This is a genomic window from Nitrobacter sp. Nb-311A (assembly GCF_000152905.1).
Classification (GTDB): Bacteria; Pseudomonadota; Alphaproteobacteria; order Rhizobiales; family Xanthobacteraceae; genus Nitrobacter.
On the sequence record NZ_CH672418.1, the window covers coordinates 244,348 to 257,540 of the forward strand.

14 protein-coding genes are annotated in these 13,193 nt (G+C 62.0%); 8 read left to right on the top strand and 6 right to left on the bottom strand.

The features are described 5' to 3' along the window. Nucleotides 1-89: 89 nt before the first annotated feature. Nucleotides 90-1,628 carry an alginate export family protein gene (locus NB311A_RS14390; protein ID WP_009799344.1) on the top strand — a complete coding sequence of 513 codons (1,539 nt, stop codon included), beginning with the start codon at nucleotides 90-92 and terminating at the stop codon, nucleotides 1,626-1,628. A gap of 74 nt (nucleotides 1,629-1,702) precedes the next feature. On the opposite strand, the gene fliP is transcribed toward NB311A_RS14390, so the two are convergent. Next, entirely contained in the window at nucleotides 1,703-2,458 is a 756-nt protein-coding gene (fliP, locus tag NB311A_RS14395; RefSeq protein WP_009799345.1) for a flagellar type III secretion system pore protein FliP, read from the bottom strand. Continuing rightward, nucleotides 2,455-3,336 carry a flagellar biosynthetic protein FliO gene (locus NB311A_RS14400; protein WP_009799346.1) on the bottom strand — a complete coding sequence of 294 codons (882 nt, stop codon included), beginning with the start codon at nucleotides 3,334-3,336 and terminating at the stop codon, nucleotides 2,455-2,457. Before NB311A_RS14400 ends, fliP begins: the two co-directional genes overlap by 4 nt. A 420-nt stretch (nucleotides 3,337-3,756) precedes the next feature. Between NB311A_RS14400 and flgB the strand changes: the two genes are divergently transcribed. The 7 genes from flgB (at nucleotide 3,757) to cckA (ending at nucleotide 9,890) form a co-directional block, all read left to right on the top strand. Next, nucleotides 3,757-4,119 (top strand): flagellar basal body rod protein FlgB, encoded by a 363-nt coding sequence (gene flgB / locus NB311A_RS14405; RefSeq protein WP_009799347.1) that lies wholly within the window; start codon nucleotides 3,757-3,759, stop codon nucleotides 4,117-4,119. Nucleotides 4,120-4,149: 30 nt separating this feature from the next. Next, nucleotides 4,150-4,575 (top strand): flagellar basal body rod protein FlgC, encoded by a 426-nt coding sequence (gene flgC / locus NB311A_RS14410; RefSeq protein WP_009799348.1) that lies wholly within the window; start codon nucleotides 4,150-4,152, stop codon nucleotides 4,573-4,575. Nucleotides 4,576-4,590: 15 nt separating this feature from the next. Continuing rightward, nucleotides 4,591-4,902, top strand: a complete 312-nt coding sequence (gene fliE, locus NB311A_RS14415; protein WP_040675349.1) for a flagellar hook-basal body complex protein FliE — start codon at nucleotides 4,591-4,593, stop codon at nucleotides 4,900-4,902. A 143-nt stretch (nucleotides 4,903-5,045) separates the two neighbouring features. Further along, on the top strand, nucleotides 5,046-5,309 hold the full coding sequence (fliQ, locus tag NB311A_RS14420; protein ID WP_040675447.1) for a flagellar biosynthesis protein FliQ: 264 nt from the start codon (nucleotides 5,046-5,048) through the stop codon (nucleotides 5,307-5,309). Nucleotides 5,310-5,325: 16 nt separating this feature from the next. After that, nucleotides 5,326-6,096: a flagellar biosynthetic protein FliR gene (gene fliR / locus NB311A_RS14425; RefSeq protein ID WP_009799351.1), complete on the top strand. Its 771-nt coding sequence runs from the start codon at nucleotides 5,326-5,328 to the stop codon at nucleotides 6,094-6,096. Between the two features lie 10 nt (nucleotides 6,097-6,106). After that, on the top strand, nucleotides 6,107-7,186 hold the full coding sequence (gene flhB / locus NB311A_RS14430) for a flagellar biosynthesis protein FlhB (RefSeq protein ID WP_009799352.1): 1,080 nt from the start codon (nucleotides 6,107-6,109) through the stop codon (nucleotides 7,184-7,186). 151 nt (nucleotides 7,187-7,337) lie between these two features. Beyond that, on the top strand, nucleotides 7,338-9,890 hold the full coding sequence (cckA, locus tag NB311A_RS14435) for a cell cycle histidine kinase CckA (protein WP_009799353.1): 2,553 nt from the start codon (nucleotides 7,338-7,340) through the stop codon (nucleotides 9,888-9,890). Nucleotides 9,891-9,926: 36 nt separating this feature from the next. Here the strand turns inward: cckA and NB311A_RS14440 are convergent, their stop codons facing one another. From NB311A_RS14440 to NB311A_RS14460, 4 genes are all read right to left on the bottom strand, one after another. Next, a complete protein-coding gene (locus NB311A_RS14440) occupies nucleotides 9,927-10,892 on the bottom strand; it encodes a DUF2336 domain-containing protein (RefSeq protein ID WP_009799354.1) in 966 nt (321 codons plus the stop codon). 135 nt (nucleotides 10,893-11,027) lie between these two features. Further along, nucleotides 11,028-12,245: an integrase gene (locus tag NB311A_RS14445; protein WP_009799355.1), complete on the bottom strand. Its 1,218-nt coding sequence runs from the start codon at nucleotides 12,243-12,245 to the stop codon at nucleotides 11,028-11,030. 259 nt (nucleotides 12,246-12,504) lie between these two features. Continuing rightward, nucleotides 12,505-12,717: a hypothetical protein gene (locus NB311A_RS14455; protein WP_009799356.1), complete on the bottom strand. Its 213-nt coding sequence runs from the start codon at nucleotides 12,715-12,717 to the stop codon at nucleotides 12,505-12,507. Further along, entirely contained in the window at nucleotides 12,717-13,175 is a 459-nt protein-coding gene (locus NB311A_RS14460; RefSeq protein ID WP_009799357.1) for a hypothetical protein, read from the bottom strand. The genes NB311A_RS14455 and NB311A_RS14460 overlap by 1 nt, the downstream gene beginning before the upstream one ends. Nucleotides 13,176-13,193 lie beyond the last annotated feature (18 nt).

The following is a 13,193-nucleotide window of genomic DNA, read 5'->3' on the forward strand; positions in this document are numbered from 1 at the left end:
CGCGGACGGCTGCGGTCAATCAAGACCGCGAGAACGTTTCTTCGAGGGTTGCACCCAGCGACCCTGCAGAACAACTTGGGAAGTTGATAATGAGTTTGATGAAAGCCGATTTCCTCGACTCGACGGCAGGGCTGGTCTCCCTGTCTGCTGTCCTGCTTGCCGCCATCCCGCCGAACCTTGCGCAGGCACAGCCTCGGCCCCATGCCGAGGTGCAGGCGCAGGGCGACCCAGGTCATCACCAGAACGGAGATGCTCAGGAGCAGCCGAAGACGTGGCCGACCTTCAAGCCGACCACGTCAAAGCCGTTGTTCTCGCTTTACGACGCGCTCGGACGACCCGACAATTTCACGATCCGCGGCACGTTCCGTTCCCGCGCTGAAGGAATCGCCAACGGGTTCCGTCCGGCGCCTTTTCCGCGCGATGAGTTCGCGAACATGTTCTTCGGCTCGATATTCGCCGAGTACGATACCGGCACTAGGCTGAAGATCGGCGGGGAACTGTTGGACAGCCGCAGCTACTTCCAGCCGCTAAACTCCGTTGTCTCCGCTCTGGATGTGAACGCCTTCGAGCTTACACAGGCCTATCTCAACTTCGATCTCTCCGACGTCACAGGCAATGGCTCGACGAGCAGTATCACCTCCGGTCGGTTCACGAAGGATGTCGGCTCCCGCCGCCTCATGTCGCGTCAGCAGTTTCGTAACACCACCAACGCCTACACCGGCGTCTCCTTCGACTGGAAGGGAGCGAACAAGGACCGGCTGACGGTGTTCTGGAGTATGCCGCACATCCGGTTGCCCGATGACGCGCAAGGTGTCCGCAACAACGCGGTCGAGTTCGATCGGGAGAGCCCGAACCTGCAATTTTACGGCACGTCCTATACCTTCGCGAATATGTTCGGCGGTTCGTTGGAGGTCTATGGCTACGGCTTGTATGAGCAGGACTCTGGGACGGGTCTGCTGCAATCGGTGCAGACCCGGAACCGTCGCCTGTTCACCCCGGGCGCCCGGCTGTTTCGGGGACCGAAACCCGGGACATTCGATTACGAGTTCGAGACGACCTACCAGGCGGGTCTGGCCCGCCAAACGACCGCCGTCACCGACACGCGCGACCTCGACGTCTCGGCCTATTTCGTCCATGCGGAGGCGGGCTACACTTTCGCTGCGCCTTGGCTGCCGCGGGTCTCGTTGCTGTACGATCACGCCAGCGGCGACAGCTCCAATCCTAATACCTTCACCCGGTTCGACAGTCTGTTCGGCGTTCGCCGCGAATACAATGCGCCCAGTCTCTACGGCCCGATGACGCGCTCAAACCTGATTACGCCGGCGGTGCGCTTCACCGTCACGCCAAGCCCGATCTGGGATGCCTTCGTTACCTACCGCGCGCTCTGGCTGGACAGTCCCACCGACACGTTCGGCGCGACGAGATTAACGGATCGTTCTGGCCAGTCCGGTAATTTCGCTGGCCATCAAATCGAAGGACGCCTGAGATACTGGCTCATCCCCGATGCCATGTTGCTTGAAACAGGCGCTGCCTACCTGTTCAAAGGCAGATTCCTGCGGGATGCCCCCAACGCGCCCGACGCGGGCGACACCGTCTACGGTTATCTCACCACGCAAATCTTCTTTTAGAAGCCGTACCGACCAACAATGCGTCTTGCACCAATCGACTCTCAGCCGTGGGATTCGTCCATCACACTCTGGGCTCAGGTCCCGTAGCTTTGAACCAGACTGCCGGCCACGAGCGCCCAGCCGTCGACCAGCACGAAGAAGATCAGCTTGAACGGCAGCGACACAACGACGGGCGGCAGCATCATCATGCCCATCGACATCAAGACCGATGCCACCACAAGATCGATGATCAGGAACGGCAGGAACAGCAGAAATCCGATTTCGAAGGCGCGCTTCAGTTCGGAGATCATGAAGGCCGGCATCAAAATGCGCAGCGAGAGTTCAGCGGGCGTCTTCGGCGGCGGCTCGCCGGACAGGTCCATGAACAGCTTGAGGTCCTGCTCGCGCACGTTCTTCTGCATGAAGCCGCGCAGTGGAACGGACGCGCGCTGCAGCGCCTCCTCGACCGTGATCTCGTTGGCGACCAGCGGCTTGATGCCATCGTCGTAGGATTTCTGCAGCGTCGGTCCCATCACGAAGGCGGTGAGGAATACCGCAAGCGCGATGATGACGGAGTTGGGCGGCGCGGTCGCGGTGCCTAGTGCGGTGCGCAGCAGTGAAAGCACTACCACGATGCGCGTGAACGACGTCATCATGATCAGAATCGACGGCGCGATCGACAATACGGTAAGCAGCGCAATCAGCTGGATCGCGCGCTCGCTCACGCCGCTGGTGCCGGCACCGCCAAGATTGATGCTGATATCCTGCGCGAACGCCGGATCGGCAAGCGATCCGGCGGCTATCAGAACGACAATGAACGAAACTCTACGCGGGTGGTCCGCCGCGCTCACGAAGGGGGCTTCGAGCGTCCGAGCAGGGACGCCATCTCGTTCTCGAGATGCTCGAACCCGGACTTCGGACCTGGCGGCGCGACCGGCGGAGCTGCCGACTTTTCGCTACGGGATGCGGGTCCGAGCGCAGCTTCCGTGCTGCGCGGACGCGACGGTGGGTCTGAGGCGGCGGGTGCGGCGGCCGCAGGCTTGTTATCGCCTGTCGGGCGCCGGAGTGCAGCCTCAAGACGCTGCGCCATCTCCGCGAGATTTTGATCGGCGTTGGAGGCGGGGGGAGACGGTGCGGGTGCCGGCGCAGGAGGCGGCGCTGGACGCGGCATCACCGGCTCCTGCCGCGCCGGACGGGCGCCGCGAATGTCGGTCCGGCTCATGGGCTCGGGCGTGAAACCGGCCAATGGATCGCTGCGGCGCTCTGCGGCGACGGGTCGGCGCGGGGTATCGGCAAAGGGTGGGCGGGCCGGGCGCTGCGGTTCCGGCACCGGCATCGGAGGCTCGGGATGGTCGGACGGATCGGAACGAGGGCCGTCCGACTCCGTCCAGCCGGTCTCGGCCAGTGGTGGCAGCCTCGGGGTCTCGCCCGATAGCGGGCGCTGCGGCATCTGATCGCGTCCAGGGCTGGCGCGAACGATGCTGTGCTCCACGACGATATCGGTCGGGCCGCCGATCATCAGCAGGTGCTCGACATTGTCCCGGCGCACCAGGACCAGCCGCCGGCGTCCGTCGACCGCGGCGGCATCGATGACCGCCAGACGGGGCATGCGTCCGCGATTGGCATTGACGCCGAGACGGTCTCCCGCGAATCGCCGCACGAGCCAGGCGGCCCCGGCAATCAGCGCCAGGACCACAATGAATGCGATGACGAATGTGACTGCCTGCATGCTGTGTCCCTGACAGAAAGCGCCCTTAATTCAGCTTCGGATCGTCGAACGCCTTCCGGCATTCCTCCCGTGACGATCGAGCCCTGGCCCAGTCTGTTAATCCCACCCGGCAAAAGCTGCCGCTGACAGCCTTAATAACCTATGAATCGACCAGACCAAAACAACTTCTGCGCGTCGCGCGCTCCGGTTAATAAAGGTGGTTAACGCATTCGTGGCGAATATTGCCGCCTGACCGAGGGTTTTTAATGTGAGTGTGACTGGCCACCGTCTCAGGCAAGAATCCGCCGCCTCGCCATTTTAACCCGCTGTTAACCATGAGGGGGGCAAATTCTGCCTACCTCGGCGGCGCGTCGTCCCGAGGCCGGAGCAAAAGCCGTGCCCCTCAATGATATTTCCGCACTAGCGGCGCTGCGCACCCGGATGCAGTGGCATCAGGAGCGCCAGCGCGTTCTGGCCGAAAACATCGCCAACTCCGATACGCCGAACTTCAGGCCGCACGATCTCGTGGAACCGAGGTTCGACGCGCAAGGTGGCAATGCCTCAACCGGCGCGACGCTGGCGATGATCCGCACCACGTCAGGCCAGAGCATAGCCGGTTTCGAAGCGTCTTCGCACTTCGGGCAGAATGGCAATGGCGGCTTTCAGACCCGTCCGGCCGGCAACGCCGTCAATCTCGAGGATCAAATGCTCCAGGTGTCTGCCAACCAGATGGACTATGCCGCCGCGAGTTCGCTCTACAGCCGCAGCCTGCGGCTGCTGAAAATGGCTGTCGGCAAGGCGTGACGCAAGGGCTGAACGGAAGGAGACCGCATCATGGCAGACAATGGCGCCGACTTCATGCGATCGATGAGTATCGCAACCTCCGGTCTGCGAGCGCAGGCGGGCAGGATGCGGGTCATCTCGGAAAACATCGCCAACGTTGATTCAACCGCACAAACGCCAGGCGGCGATCCCTACCGCCGCAAGGTGCCGACCTTTTCGTCGGCCCTTGATCGTACGCTCGACGCGAGAGTGGTCACGCTTGGCCGGGTGAAGCCTGACATGTCAACGTTCCGCGTCAAGTACGAGCCAAGTAATCCGGCTGCTGACGCCAGCGGCAATGTCAAATATCCCAATGTCAATTCGCTCGTGGAAATGACCGACATGCGCAACGCACAGCGGTCCTACGAGGCGAACCTCAATATCATCAGCGCAACACGCCGGATGATCCAGCGCACACTCGATATCCTCAAGTCCTGATCGGAGAATCTGACCATGGCATCGCCCACAGTCGCAGCAAATGCCTATGCGAGCCTCGCGAGAATGATGGATTCCGGCGCCGCCGCCGGCAAGGCATCGGGCGGTGATGGTCCCGCGTTCAGTGCGGTGCTGAAGGATGTGCTCGGCGGCGTAATGGAAGCGGGGCGGAAGTCCGACGCGCAGACTGTGGCGATGGCTTCGGGCAAGGCCAACCTGATGGACGTGGTAACGGCGGTTGCGGATACCGATGTCGCGGTCTCAACGCTGGTATCCGTGCGCGACCGCGTCATCCAATCCTATGAAGACATCATGCGGATGCCGATCTGATCCTACTTTATGCGTGGGCTCGCATTCTTCCTTCATCGTTCCCGCGCGGAGAGAGCGCACGGTCCAAATTCCGGTAAGCCCCGGTTTGGGTGGAGAAGGAAGACGTCCGTGCTCCCATCCACTCCTTAAGGAAAGAAATCATCATGACCGGCGCTGAAACACTGGATGTCGCGCGTGACGCGATCTGGACCATCGTTCTGGTCTCAGGACCGCTGCTGGGCGTCGGCCTGATCGTCGGCGTCGCGATTTCGCTGGTGCAGGCATTGACGCAGATTCAGGAGCAGACGCTGGTGTTTGTGCCGAAGATCCTTGCGATTTTCGTGACGATGGTGTTGGCGCTTCCGTTCATGGCTGATGCGCTGCATGCCGAAATGATACGGATTTCATCGCGAATCATCGGCGGATGACGCAGACTATCGCGAGATGCGCATTGATATCTCGCTACTGCCCGCTCTCGGCGCCGCCTTCATGCTGGTATTCGCCCGCATCGGGGCGATGGTGATGCTGTTGCCCGGATTCGGCGAGGGCTTCATTCCGGTGCGGGTGAAGCTCGCCATCGCTCTGCTTTTGACCCTTATCATCCTGCCGCTGCATCGTACGGCCTATCACGTTGACACGCAGTCAATCGCGCCACTGACGGTCTTGTTGGTTCACGAGATCATCATCGGCGTCGTCCTTGGCGCTACGGCGCGCGTCACGCTCGCGGCCTTGCATGTGGCGGGCTCGATCATTGCACAGCAGCTCGGGCTCGGATTCGTCACATCGGTGGATCCGACGCAAGGCCAGCAGGGCGCGCTGATGGGCAACTTCCTGACCCTCCTCGGGATCGCGCTGCTGTTCGCAACCGATACCCACTATCTCGTCATCGCCGCGCTGAACGACAGCTATAAGATATTCTCACCGGGCGAACTGATGCCGAGCGGCGACGTGGCGGCGCTGGCGACGCGCGCCTTTGCCGGCGCCTTCAAGATTGGCTTGCAACTATCGGCCCCGTTTCTGGTGTTCGGGTTAGTCTTCAATATCGGACTTGGCGTGCTCGCGCGGCTGATGCCGCAGATGCAGGTCTACTTCGTCGGCGTGCCGCTCTCGATCCTTATTGGCTTCATGATTTTCGCCGCCGTGCTGGCATCCATGATGGGGACTTACATGGACTATCTGGTGGGTGTGATGCACGATCTGACGTCGCTGAACTGAGGACTTCGCGATGGCCGACGAGAGCGACGATACCGAGAAGACAGAAGACCCGACGCAAAAGCGCCTCGACGATGCGCTCGAGCGCGGCGACGTTGCCAAGAGCCAGGAGGTCAACGCCTGGTTCGCGATCGCAGGTGCGACACTGGTGCTCTCGACGTTTGCAGGCTCGATCGGCGACGGATTCCGGATGCCGTTGCGCAATCTGATCGCCAATTCCTGGCAAATTCGGACCGATGGACCCGGCCTTTTGGCGCTGGCCGAGCAGATCGGATATTGCCTTGCCGCAGCGCTCGGCGTGCCGCTGCTTCTGCTGACGATGGCTGCCGTTGCCGGCAATGTCGTTCAGCACCGCTTCGTCTGGTCGGGGGAAACGCTCAAGCCGAAGCTCAGCAAGATTTCCGTGGTATCCGGGGCCAAGCGGATTTTCGGCAAGCAGGCTGTCGCGAACTTCGCCAAGGGACTTTTCAAGGTTCTGGCGCTCGGTGCGGTCATGACGGCGGTGCTATGGCCGGAACGCTCGCGGCTCGACGCCATGGTGCGGCTCGATCCGAACGCTCTTCTCGGGATCACGAAGAGCCTGACGCTGCAATTGCTCGGAGCCGTGATGGTGATGCTCGCGCTGGTCGCGATCGCGGACTACCTGTTTCAGTACCGACAATGGTTCGAACGGCAGAAAATGTCGCTGCGGGAGATGAAGGAGGAGTTCAAGCAGTCGGAGGGCGATCCGCATATCAAGGCCCGCATCCGGCAGTTGCGCCATGTCCGCATGAAGAAGCGCATGATGGCCGCCGTTCCCCAGGCTTCGGTGATCATCACCAATCCGACGCATTATTCGGTCGCCTTGTCTTACGAGCGCGGTATGTCGGCGCCGGTCTGCGTGGCCAAGGGCGTCGACAACATCGCGCTCAAGATCAGGGAAATCGCTCGCGAGCATGACATTCCGGTGGTTGAGAACGTGCCTCTGGCCCGCGCGCTATATGCCGCCGTCGAAATCGACGACGAGATCCCGGTCGAGCACTATCACGCCGTCGCCGAAATCATTGGTTACGTCATGGGCTTGAAGCGCGGCCTTTCGGGACGCGGTGTCTGAGGCCGGTCCGGGGCATCGGGAACAGCAACGGGGCGGGGAAAATGGCGGGAAATGAGCCTATGAGGCGCTTGCGCTGCCGGGTCCGATTCAGGCACTCAGGCTCCGGCGCACGCGCATTCCGCGCTCGCTGCGACAGGCTCCGCCGGACACCATGACACCCGATCCCATCGATTCACCACAGGTCGGGCAGGAGCCGGCGCGGCGGAGCGGCAGCATTCTTCTGGTTCTGCTGGTCGCGGGCGCGATCGTCGCGGCCGCCGTGGCTTTTATGGCGCTGGGACGTACCGAAGCCCAGCCTTATATTCTGGCGCTGCTGGCCTTGCTGGCGATGGTCGGATTGTTCACGCTGTTCGCGTTTGCGGCCGGGATCGTCTGCTTTGCCGACCGCACAATTGATGACCCGCTGATGCGTCCCATCGCGGATCACGCTTTCGACGGTATCGCCGTCACCGATTCCGGCGGGCATATCGTTTATGCCAACTCGGCTTATCTCACCCTGACCGGGGCTACGTCGATGCAGGATGTGCGGCCGGTGGAGCGCGTATTCATCGGCAACCCCGACGTTTCCGAGGCGGTGTTCCGCCTTTTGAAGGCGGCGCGCGAGGGCAAACGCCAGCAGGAAGAGGTACGCGTCGCCGCCGCCGACGGCACGAACGGTCGCTGGCTGCGGCTGAGGGTCCGCCCGCTCGCACAGGCGAAGCGGTATTCTCGACATGCGGTGTGGTCGATCGCCGACATCACACGCGACCGCGAGCGGCAGGAGGATGTGTTTCAGGAACTGCGTCATGCGATCGAGTATCTCGATCACGCGCCGTGCGGATTCTTCTCCGTCAACCAGTCTGGCGATCTCGTCTACGTCAATGCCACGCTTGCCAACTGGCTGGATCACGATCTGGCGGAGATCGGCTCGGGTGGGCTGAAGCTGACCGACATCGTTTCGGGGGACGGCGCGGCTTTGCTGACGTCGATTATCGCCGCGCCCGGCGAAGTCCGCACCGAGGTCTTCGATATCGACCTGCGGATGCGCAACGGCAAGACCATGCCGGCGCGCCTGTATCACAAGCTGGCCTTCGGCGCCGACGGTGCGCCGGGCCCGTCGCGGACGCTGGTGGTCAGCCGCGCCCGCGACGAGCGCGTCGATCCGCAGCGGGCGGCGGAAGTGCGCTTCATGCGCTTCTTCGACCACACGCCGATGGCGATCGCGACGGTCGATAAAACCGGCGTTGTCGGTCGCGCCAACGCGCGGTTTGTGAAGCTCGCGCAAAGCCTCAGTCCGGACGGCGCTGCCGCCAAGTCGATACTCGCGGCCGTCAATGAACGCGATCGTGGTCAACTGAGCGCGGCCATCCAGGCTGCGGCGGACGGGCAGGGTGATATCCCTCCTGTCGAGGTGATGCTGGACGGTACGCGCGAGCGATGGGGACAGTTTTTTGTCACCGGGGTGGAGGACGATCGCGACGCGGAAGCCGCGATCGTCTACATGCTTGAGACGACCGAGCGGCGCACGCTCGAGAGCCAGATCAATCAATCCCAGAAGATGGAGTCGGTCGGCCAGCTCGCTGGAGGCATCGCGCACGATTTCAACAACGTGCTGTCCGCCATCATGATGGCGAACGACTTCCTGCTGAACGCGCACAAGCCGACCGATCCGTCCTTCCAGGATATCATGCAGATCAAGCAGAACGCCAACCGCGCGGCCGCCCTGGTGCGGCAATTGCTGGCGTTCTCGCGGCGACAGACCCTGCAGCCAAAAGTGCTCGATCTCGGCGACACGCTGAGCGACATCGGCATGTTGCTGAAACGTCTGATCGGCGAGAAGGTCACTTTCCCCGGCGTCGTACACGGGCGTGACCTGTGGCCGGTCAAGGCCGACGTCTCCCAGTTCGAACAGGTGATCGTCAACCTCGTGGTCAATGCACGCGACGCCATGCCAAACGGCGGCAAGCTCGCGATTCGCACCGCGAACGTCGCGGCCGCGGAGATCCCGACGTTCGGTCACAAGGGACTTCCGGCAGCGGACTACGTGCTGGTCGAGGTCAGCGATACCGGCACAGGCATTCCGCCCGAGATCGTCGATAAGATTTTCGAGCCGTTTTTTTCCACCAAGGAGGTGGGCAAGGGCACCGGCCTCGGTCTGTCCACTGTCTACGGCATCGTCAAGCAGACGGGCGGTTTCATCTACGTTGACTCCAAAGCGGGCGAGGGCACCACGTTCCGTATCTTTCTGCCGCGCCACCATCCCGAAGCCGAGACAGCGCCGGCGTCGCCCGGCGTGATCGGGGTGGGGACGGAGTCTTCGCCTGCGGCCAAACCGGTAAACACCGATCTGACCGGCCAAGGCACCATTTTGCTGGTGGAGGACGAGGAAGGGCTGCGTTCGCTCAATGCGCGCGGTCTGCGTTCACGCGGCTACAGCGTGATCGAGGCATCCAACGGCATTGAAGCGCTGGAAGCGCTCGACGAAAAGAATGGTGCTGTCGATCTGGTCGTCTCCGACGTCGTTATGCCGGAGATGGACGGACCAACTCTGTTGCGGAAAATGCGGGTGCGCAATCCCAATCTCAGGATCATTTTCGTGTCGGGTTACGCGGAAGAAGCGTTCGACAAGAGCTTGCCGGAGAACGAGCAGTTCGCCTTCCTTGCGAAGCCTTTTGCGCTCAGTGCGCTGATCGCCAAGGTCAAGGAGACGATAACGGCGATGTAATTGTTCGGCGGCAGCGTTAATGCAAGACGCTGATCGCTACCCGCCCGAACCATCGCTGCCGGCGAGGCGCCGAAGCGGAGCAGTTCCGGGGCGCACGCCGTCGGGGCGGGCGGGCGCCGGGGCCCCGCGGGCACGGTGGCGTTCTTCATGATAAAGCGCGGAACGATACTTCGCGCGGGCTTCCGTCATGGTGGCCCCGCGCCAGGCCGCCAGCATGATTCGCGCGGAACGTTCGCTGAGCACGTCGTAGAGTCGCGAGAGCCGATAGACCTCAGTGACGGAGGTGCCGATGGCCGGATCGAGAAACAGCAATATCTGCTGGAAAATTTTTGAAGGAATGCCGATGGCCTTGGCGGCGCAAGCCAGCGGTTCGCCGCCTGGATCCGCCACCACGCGTTGGGCGATCGCGGCGGGGAGCATCAAGGTTGCGCTGAGTTCGGTCGCGAAGTTTTCGACGTCGGACGCGAATGCGGCCATGTGCAGAACCTCTATCGCGCGCGCGGCACGGGAGGGATGAATGTGCGGCGACGGCCGCAGCGGCGTCGTGGACAGATTGTGCAGGATCAAAGCGCGATCTTTAGAGTTTGCCCCGAAGAACACCTCGCTGACTTCGGCAGCGTCGCGTGGCTCCATCGATAGCGTTGCGGCCGCGTGCGGTTTCGTCTCTGCGGCCGCCGCCGCGGGCGACGGCGGTGGCGCGGGGCTGCCGGTCTGCGGATCGGCGGTTAGCGTGTCGATCCGTAGCTTGCTCATGATCGCCGCCGGCGTCCGCGGGTAGATCGACAGTCGGGCGCGCACCGCGGCGCGGGTGGCGTCGTCGACATGGTCGATCAGGCGTGAGGTGAGTTCGACGAAATGCCTTTCCTCTTCAACAGAGTGTGTGCTGGTCTGCACGTAAAGGTCTGTCAGGACCCGTAGCAGGGTCGGACGGATGTCAACGCCGTCCCGGCGGGACAGCATCAACAACCCGTCAAAGCCGGGAAACATCGGAGGTGCGGTCATGTCGGCTTACGCTTACCGGGAACTGTTCGTTCTCAACTTAGCGTGGCCCCTTTAACAGGCCGTTAAGGAAAACAATTCCTTAATGCTTGAAAACATTGACCTCTGTGCGCCGTGTGCGTCGGGTGTGCGTCGTGGTCAGTTTTTCTTGCTTCGGTGGGCCGCGCGGGCTGCGGCAACCCGGCGCGCGGCCTCGATTTGTGCCCGGTCATAGACCTTCGCTGTCGTTCTCTTGTTGGCATGGCCTGCCAGCTTGGCGAGGTCGTCCGTTGATGCATCGGCCGCCCGGCCTTCGGTAATACCGCCAGCGCGCAAATCCCTGTTCCAGATCGCCGGCGAGACTTCCTGAGCGTCGCGCACGGTCCGCCATAGCTTCTGAAAATAGTCGGGTCGATACGGCTTGCCGGTCACCGGGTTGACGATCAGTGGCCCCTTGCGCTGTTCGGACGTGATCAGCGCCAATTCCTCCATGATCATGGGGCACACAGTAAAATCGACGGCGACCTCCTTGCCGGTCGTGTTCTCGGTTTTCGAGGGCGTGAAGCGAAACACCTGGTTCTCATCGATCTGCGACCACATCGGGCCGATCCACTTCATGCCACGATCCAGAACGATCGACGGACGCGGATCCGACATAGGCACCCATTCTCCGATCACGTCCCATTGCCTCACAGCGCCGTCGAACTGGATCGCGTAGGCGAGAGCGGCGGCGCCATGCCCGGCCGCGCGGGCAGCTTTGCGGACCTTCGTGATGTCGTCCGCGGTCGGGGCCGTTGTCCGGGATGCTGGAACGGGGAAATCAACTTCGGCCAGGACCGCCTTGAATTCGGCGCATCCAGCCTTTCTGCACATGATACCGAAGCTAAGCGCAGACTTGATGACGGCGATCGCGGTTCTGGCTTTCGGAATCTGCAATGGTGCGCCTGACTTCTTCGGTTTTGTCCAGGCGTTGAACCATCGCTTAACGTCCCGCCCGTCCACGTCATCGATCAGTTTCGACCCGACCTCCATGATCACCATGCGAGCGTAGACCTCGTATGGCTTTTTCGTCGATGATTTCAGCTTGTGATAGGGGCTTTCCGGATCAGCTTGCCAAACTTCGATCAGGCTGCGAATGGTGCCATCGAACTCGGTGATGCGCCCCTTCCGTCCCGACACCCATGCGAGCATTTCAGCTTGAAGCCTCTCGCATCGCTGCACAAGCAAGGCCGGCTGATTGAGATAGCTGGAGAGGTTCACGTTCTTGACGGGATACCCGGCAGCGATCGCTGTCTTGGTAGCCCGCCACACCGGACGATCGTTGCGCCACGTCAGACCGGGCGCACGCGCCTTTGTTTCGGTCTCTCGCGGTTCCATGCGCCTAAATCCTCAACGCCACTCGGAGCCAGTCTTGGGGCTCTATCGATCAACCCATATTCCTTGTCGAAGAAGGCCCTCACTGCGGGAACATACCGGCCGCCCATGAGGGCGTCGATTTTGGGCAATCCTCTCGTTTCAAGTAAAGCCGCAATCTGCCTCCATTCCGATGTTTTCCCCGGTCCCATAAAGGCGTCCGAGATCGCTTCGTCCGAGGCGAACAGCGGAAGATCGTTCAGTCTGCGAGCTTCCGGTCTCCTCATTCGGCCCTCGGAATCGCCGCCAGCCCGGCCGGTGTGATCGTCACCAGCATCCCGTCGTCGTTGTCGATCGTAACGAAGCCGCGTTTTTCAAGATCGACGTAGCACAGCGCTGCGGCGAGGGTGTTTTCGTCCTCGATCAGCCGAATCCTGTCAGGGCCCTTGGCGAGGACTTTGCAGCCGCGTTCGGCGTTCGTCGGGAGTTGCAGCATTATCGTGCCTCCGCTTCTCGCATGGCCAGAGCACCCGCCAAGGCGGCGATCTCGGTCAAGGTGGCGCCCATGGCGGCGGCGGCATGCATCAGCACGGCGGCGACCAGATCGGCGTTGGAGCGAGTGATGGAGATACGCTTCAGCCGATCTGCGACCGCGTAGCTCTTGCTGATCAAGCGGACCCATTCGCCACCGAGCAGATCGCAGGCATTTTCCGCCCTTGGCTTATTATCCTCGCCCAGAACTGCTTCTGCAGCATGGATGTAGGCCCAATAGATGCTGACCAGCCCCCAGGCGTCATTTAAGCCTGCGAGACGATCAAGCTCGGCTTCAAGGTCAGGCTCGGTCTCGACAGGGCTGATGTTCTTGTCGATGACATCGAACGGCGATGGCGTTCGCTTACGGCGGCGGGAGGGCGTTGGTTTCAGAGCTGATGACGTTTCCGGAATCTGCAACATATCGGCACCTATCGACGG

Bases quoted from the DNA above. Each gene is read 5' to 3' on its own strand.
- NB311A_RS14390 (WP_009799344.1), top strand. From the start codon at position 90: ATGAGTTTGATGAAAGCCGATTTCCTCGACTCGACGGCAGGGCTGGTC.
- NB311A_RS14400 (WP_009799346.1), bottom strand. From the start codon at position 3,336: ATGCAGGCAGTCACATTCGTCATCGCATTCATTGTGGTCCTGGCGCTG.
- flgB (WP_009799347.1), top strand. From the start codon at position 3,757: ATGCAGTGGCATCAGGAGCGCCAGCGCGTTCTGGCCGAAAACATCGCC.
- flgC (WP_009799348.1), top strand. From the start codon at position 4,150: ATGGCAGACAATGGCGCCGACTTCATGCGATCGATGAGTATCGCAACC.
- fliE (WP_040675349.1), top strand. From the start codon at position 4,591: ATGGCATCGCCCACAGTCGCAGCAAATGCCTATGCGAGCCTCGCGAGA.
- fliQ (WP_040675447.1), top strand. From the start codon at position 5,046: ATGACCGGCGCTGAAACACTGGATGTCGCGCGTGACGCGATCTGGACC.
- fliR (WP_009799351.1), top strand. From the start codon at position 5,326: ATGCGCATTGATATCTCGCTACTGCCCGCTCTCGGCGCCGCCTTCATG.
- flhB (WP_009799352.1), top strand. From the start codon at position 6,107: ATGGCCGACGAGAGCGACGATACCGAGAAGACAGAAGACCCGACGCAA.
- cckA (WP_009799353.1), top strand. From the start codon at position 7,338: ATGACACCCGATCCCATCGATTCACCACAGGTCGGGCAGGAGCCGGCG.
- NB311A_RS14440 (WP_009799354.1), bottom strand. From the start codon at position 10,892: ATGACCGCACCTCCGATGTTTCCCGGCTTTGACGGGTTGTTGATGCTG.
- NB311A_RS14445 (WP_009799355.1), bottom strand. From the start codon at position 12,245: ATGGAACCGCGAGAGACCGAAACAAAGGCGCGTGCGCCCGGTCTGACG.
- NB311A_RS14455 (WP_009799356.1), bottom strand. From the start codon at position 12,717: ATGCTGCAACTCCCGACGAACGCCGAACGCGGCTGCAAAGTCCTCGCC.
- NB311A_RS14460 (WP_009799357.1), bottom strand. From the start codon at position 13,175: ATGTTGCAGATTCCGGAAACGTCATCAGCTCTGAAACCAACGCCCTCC.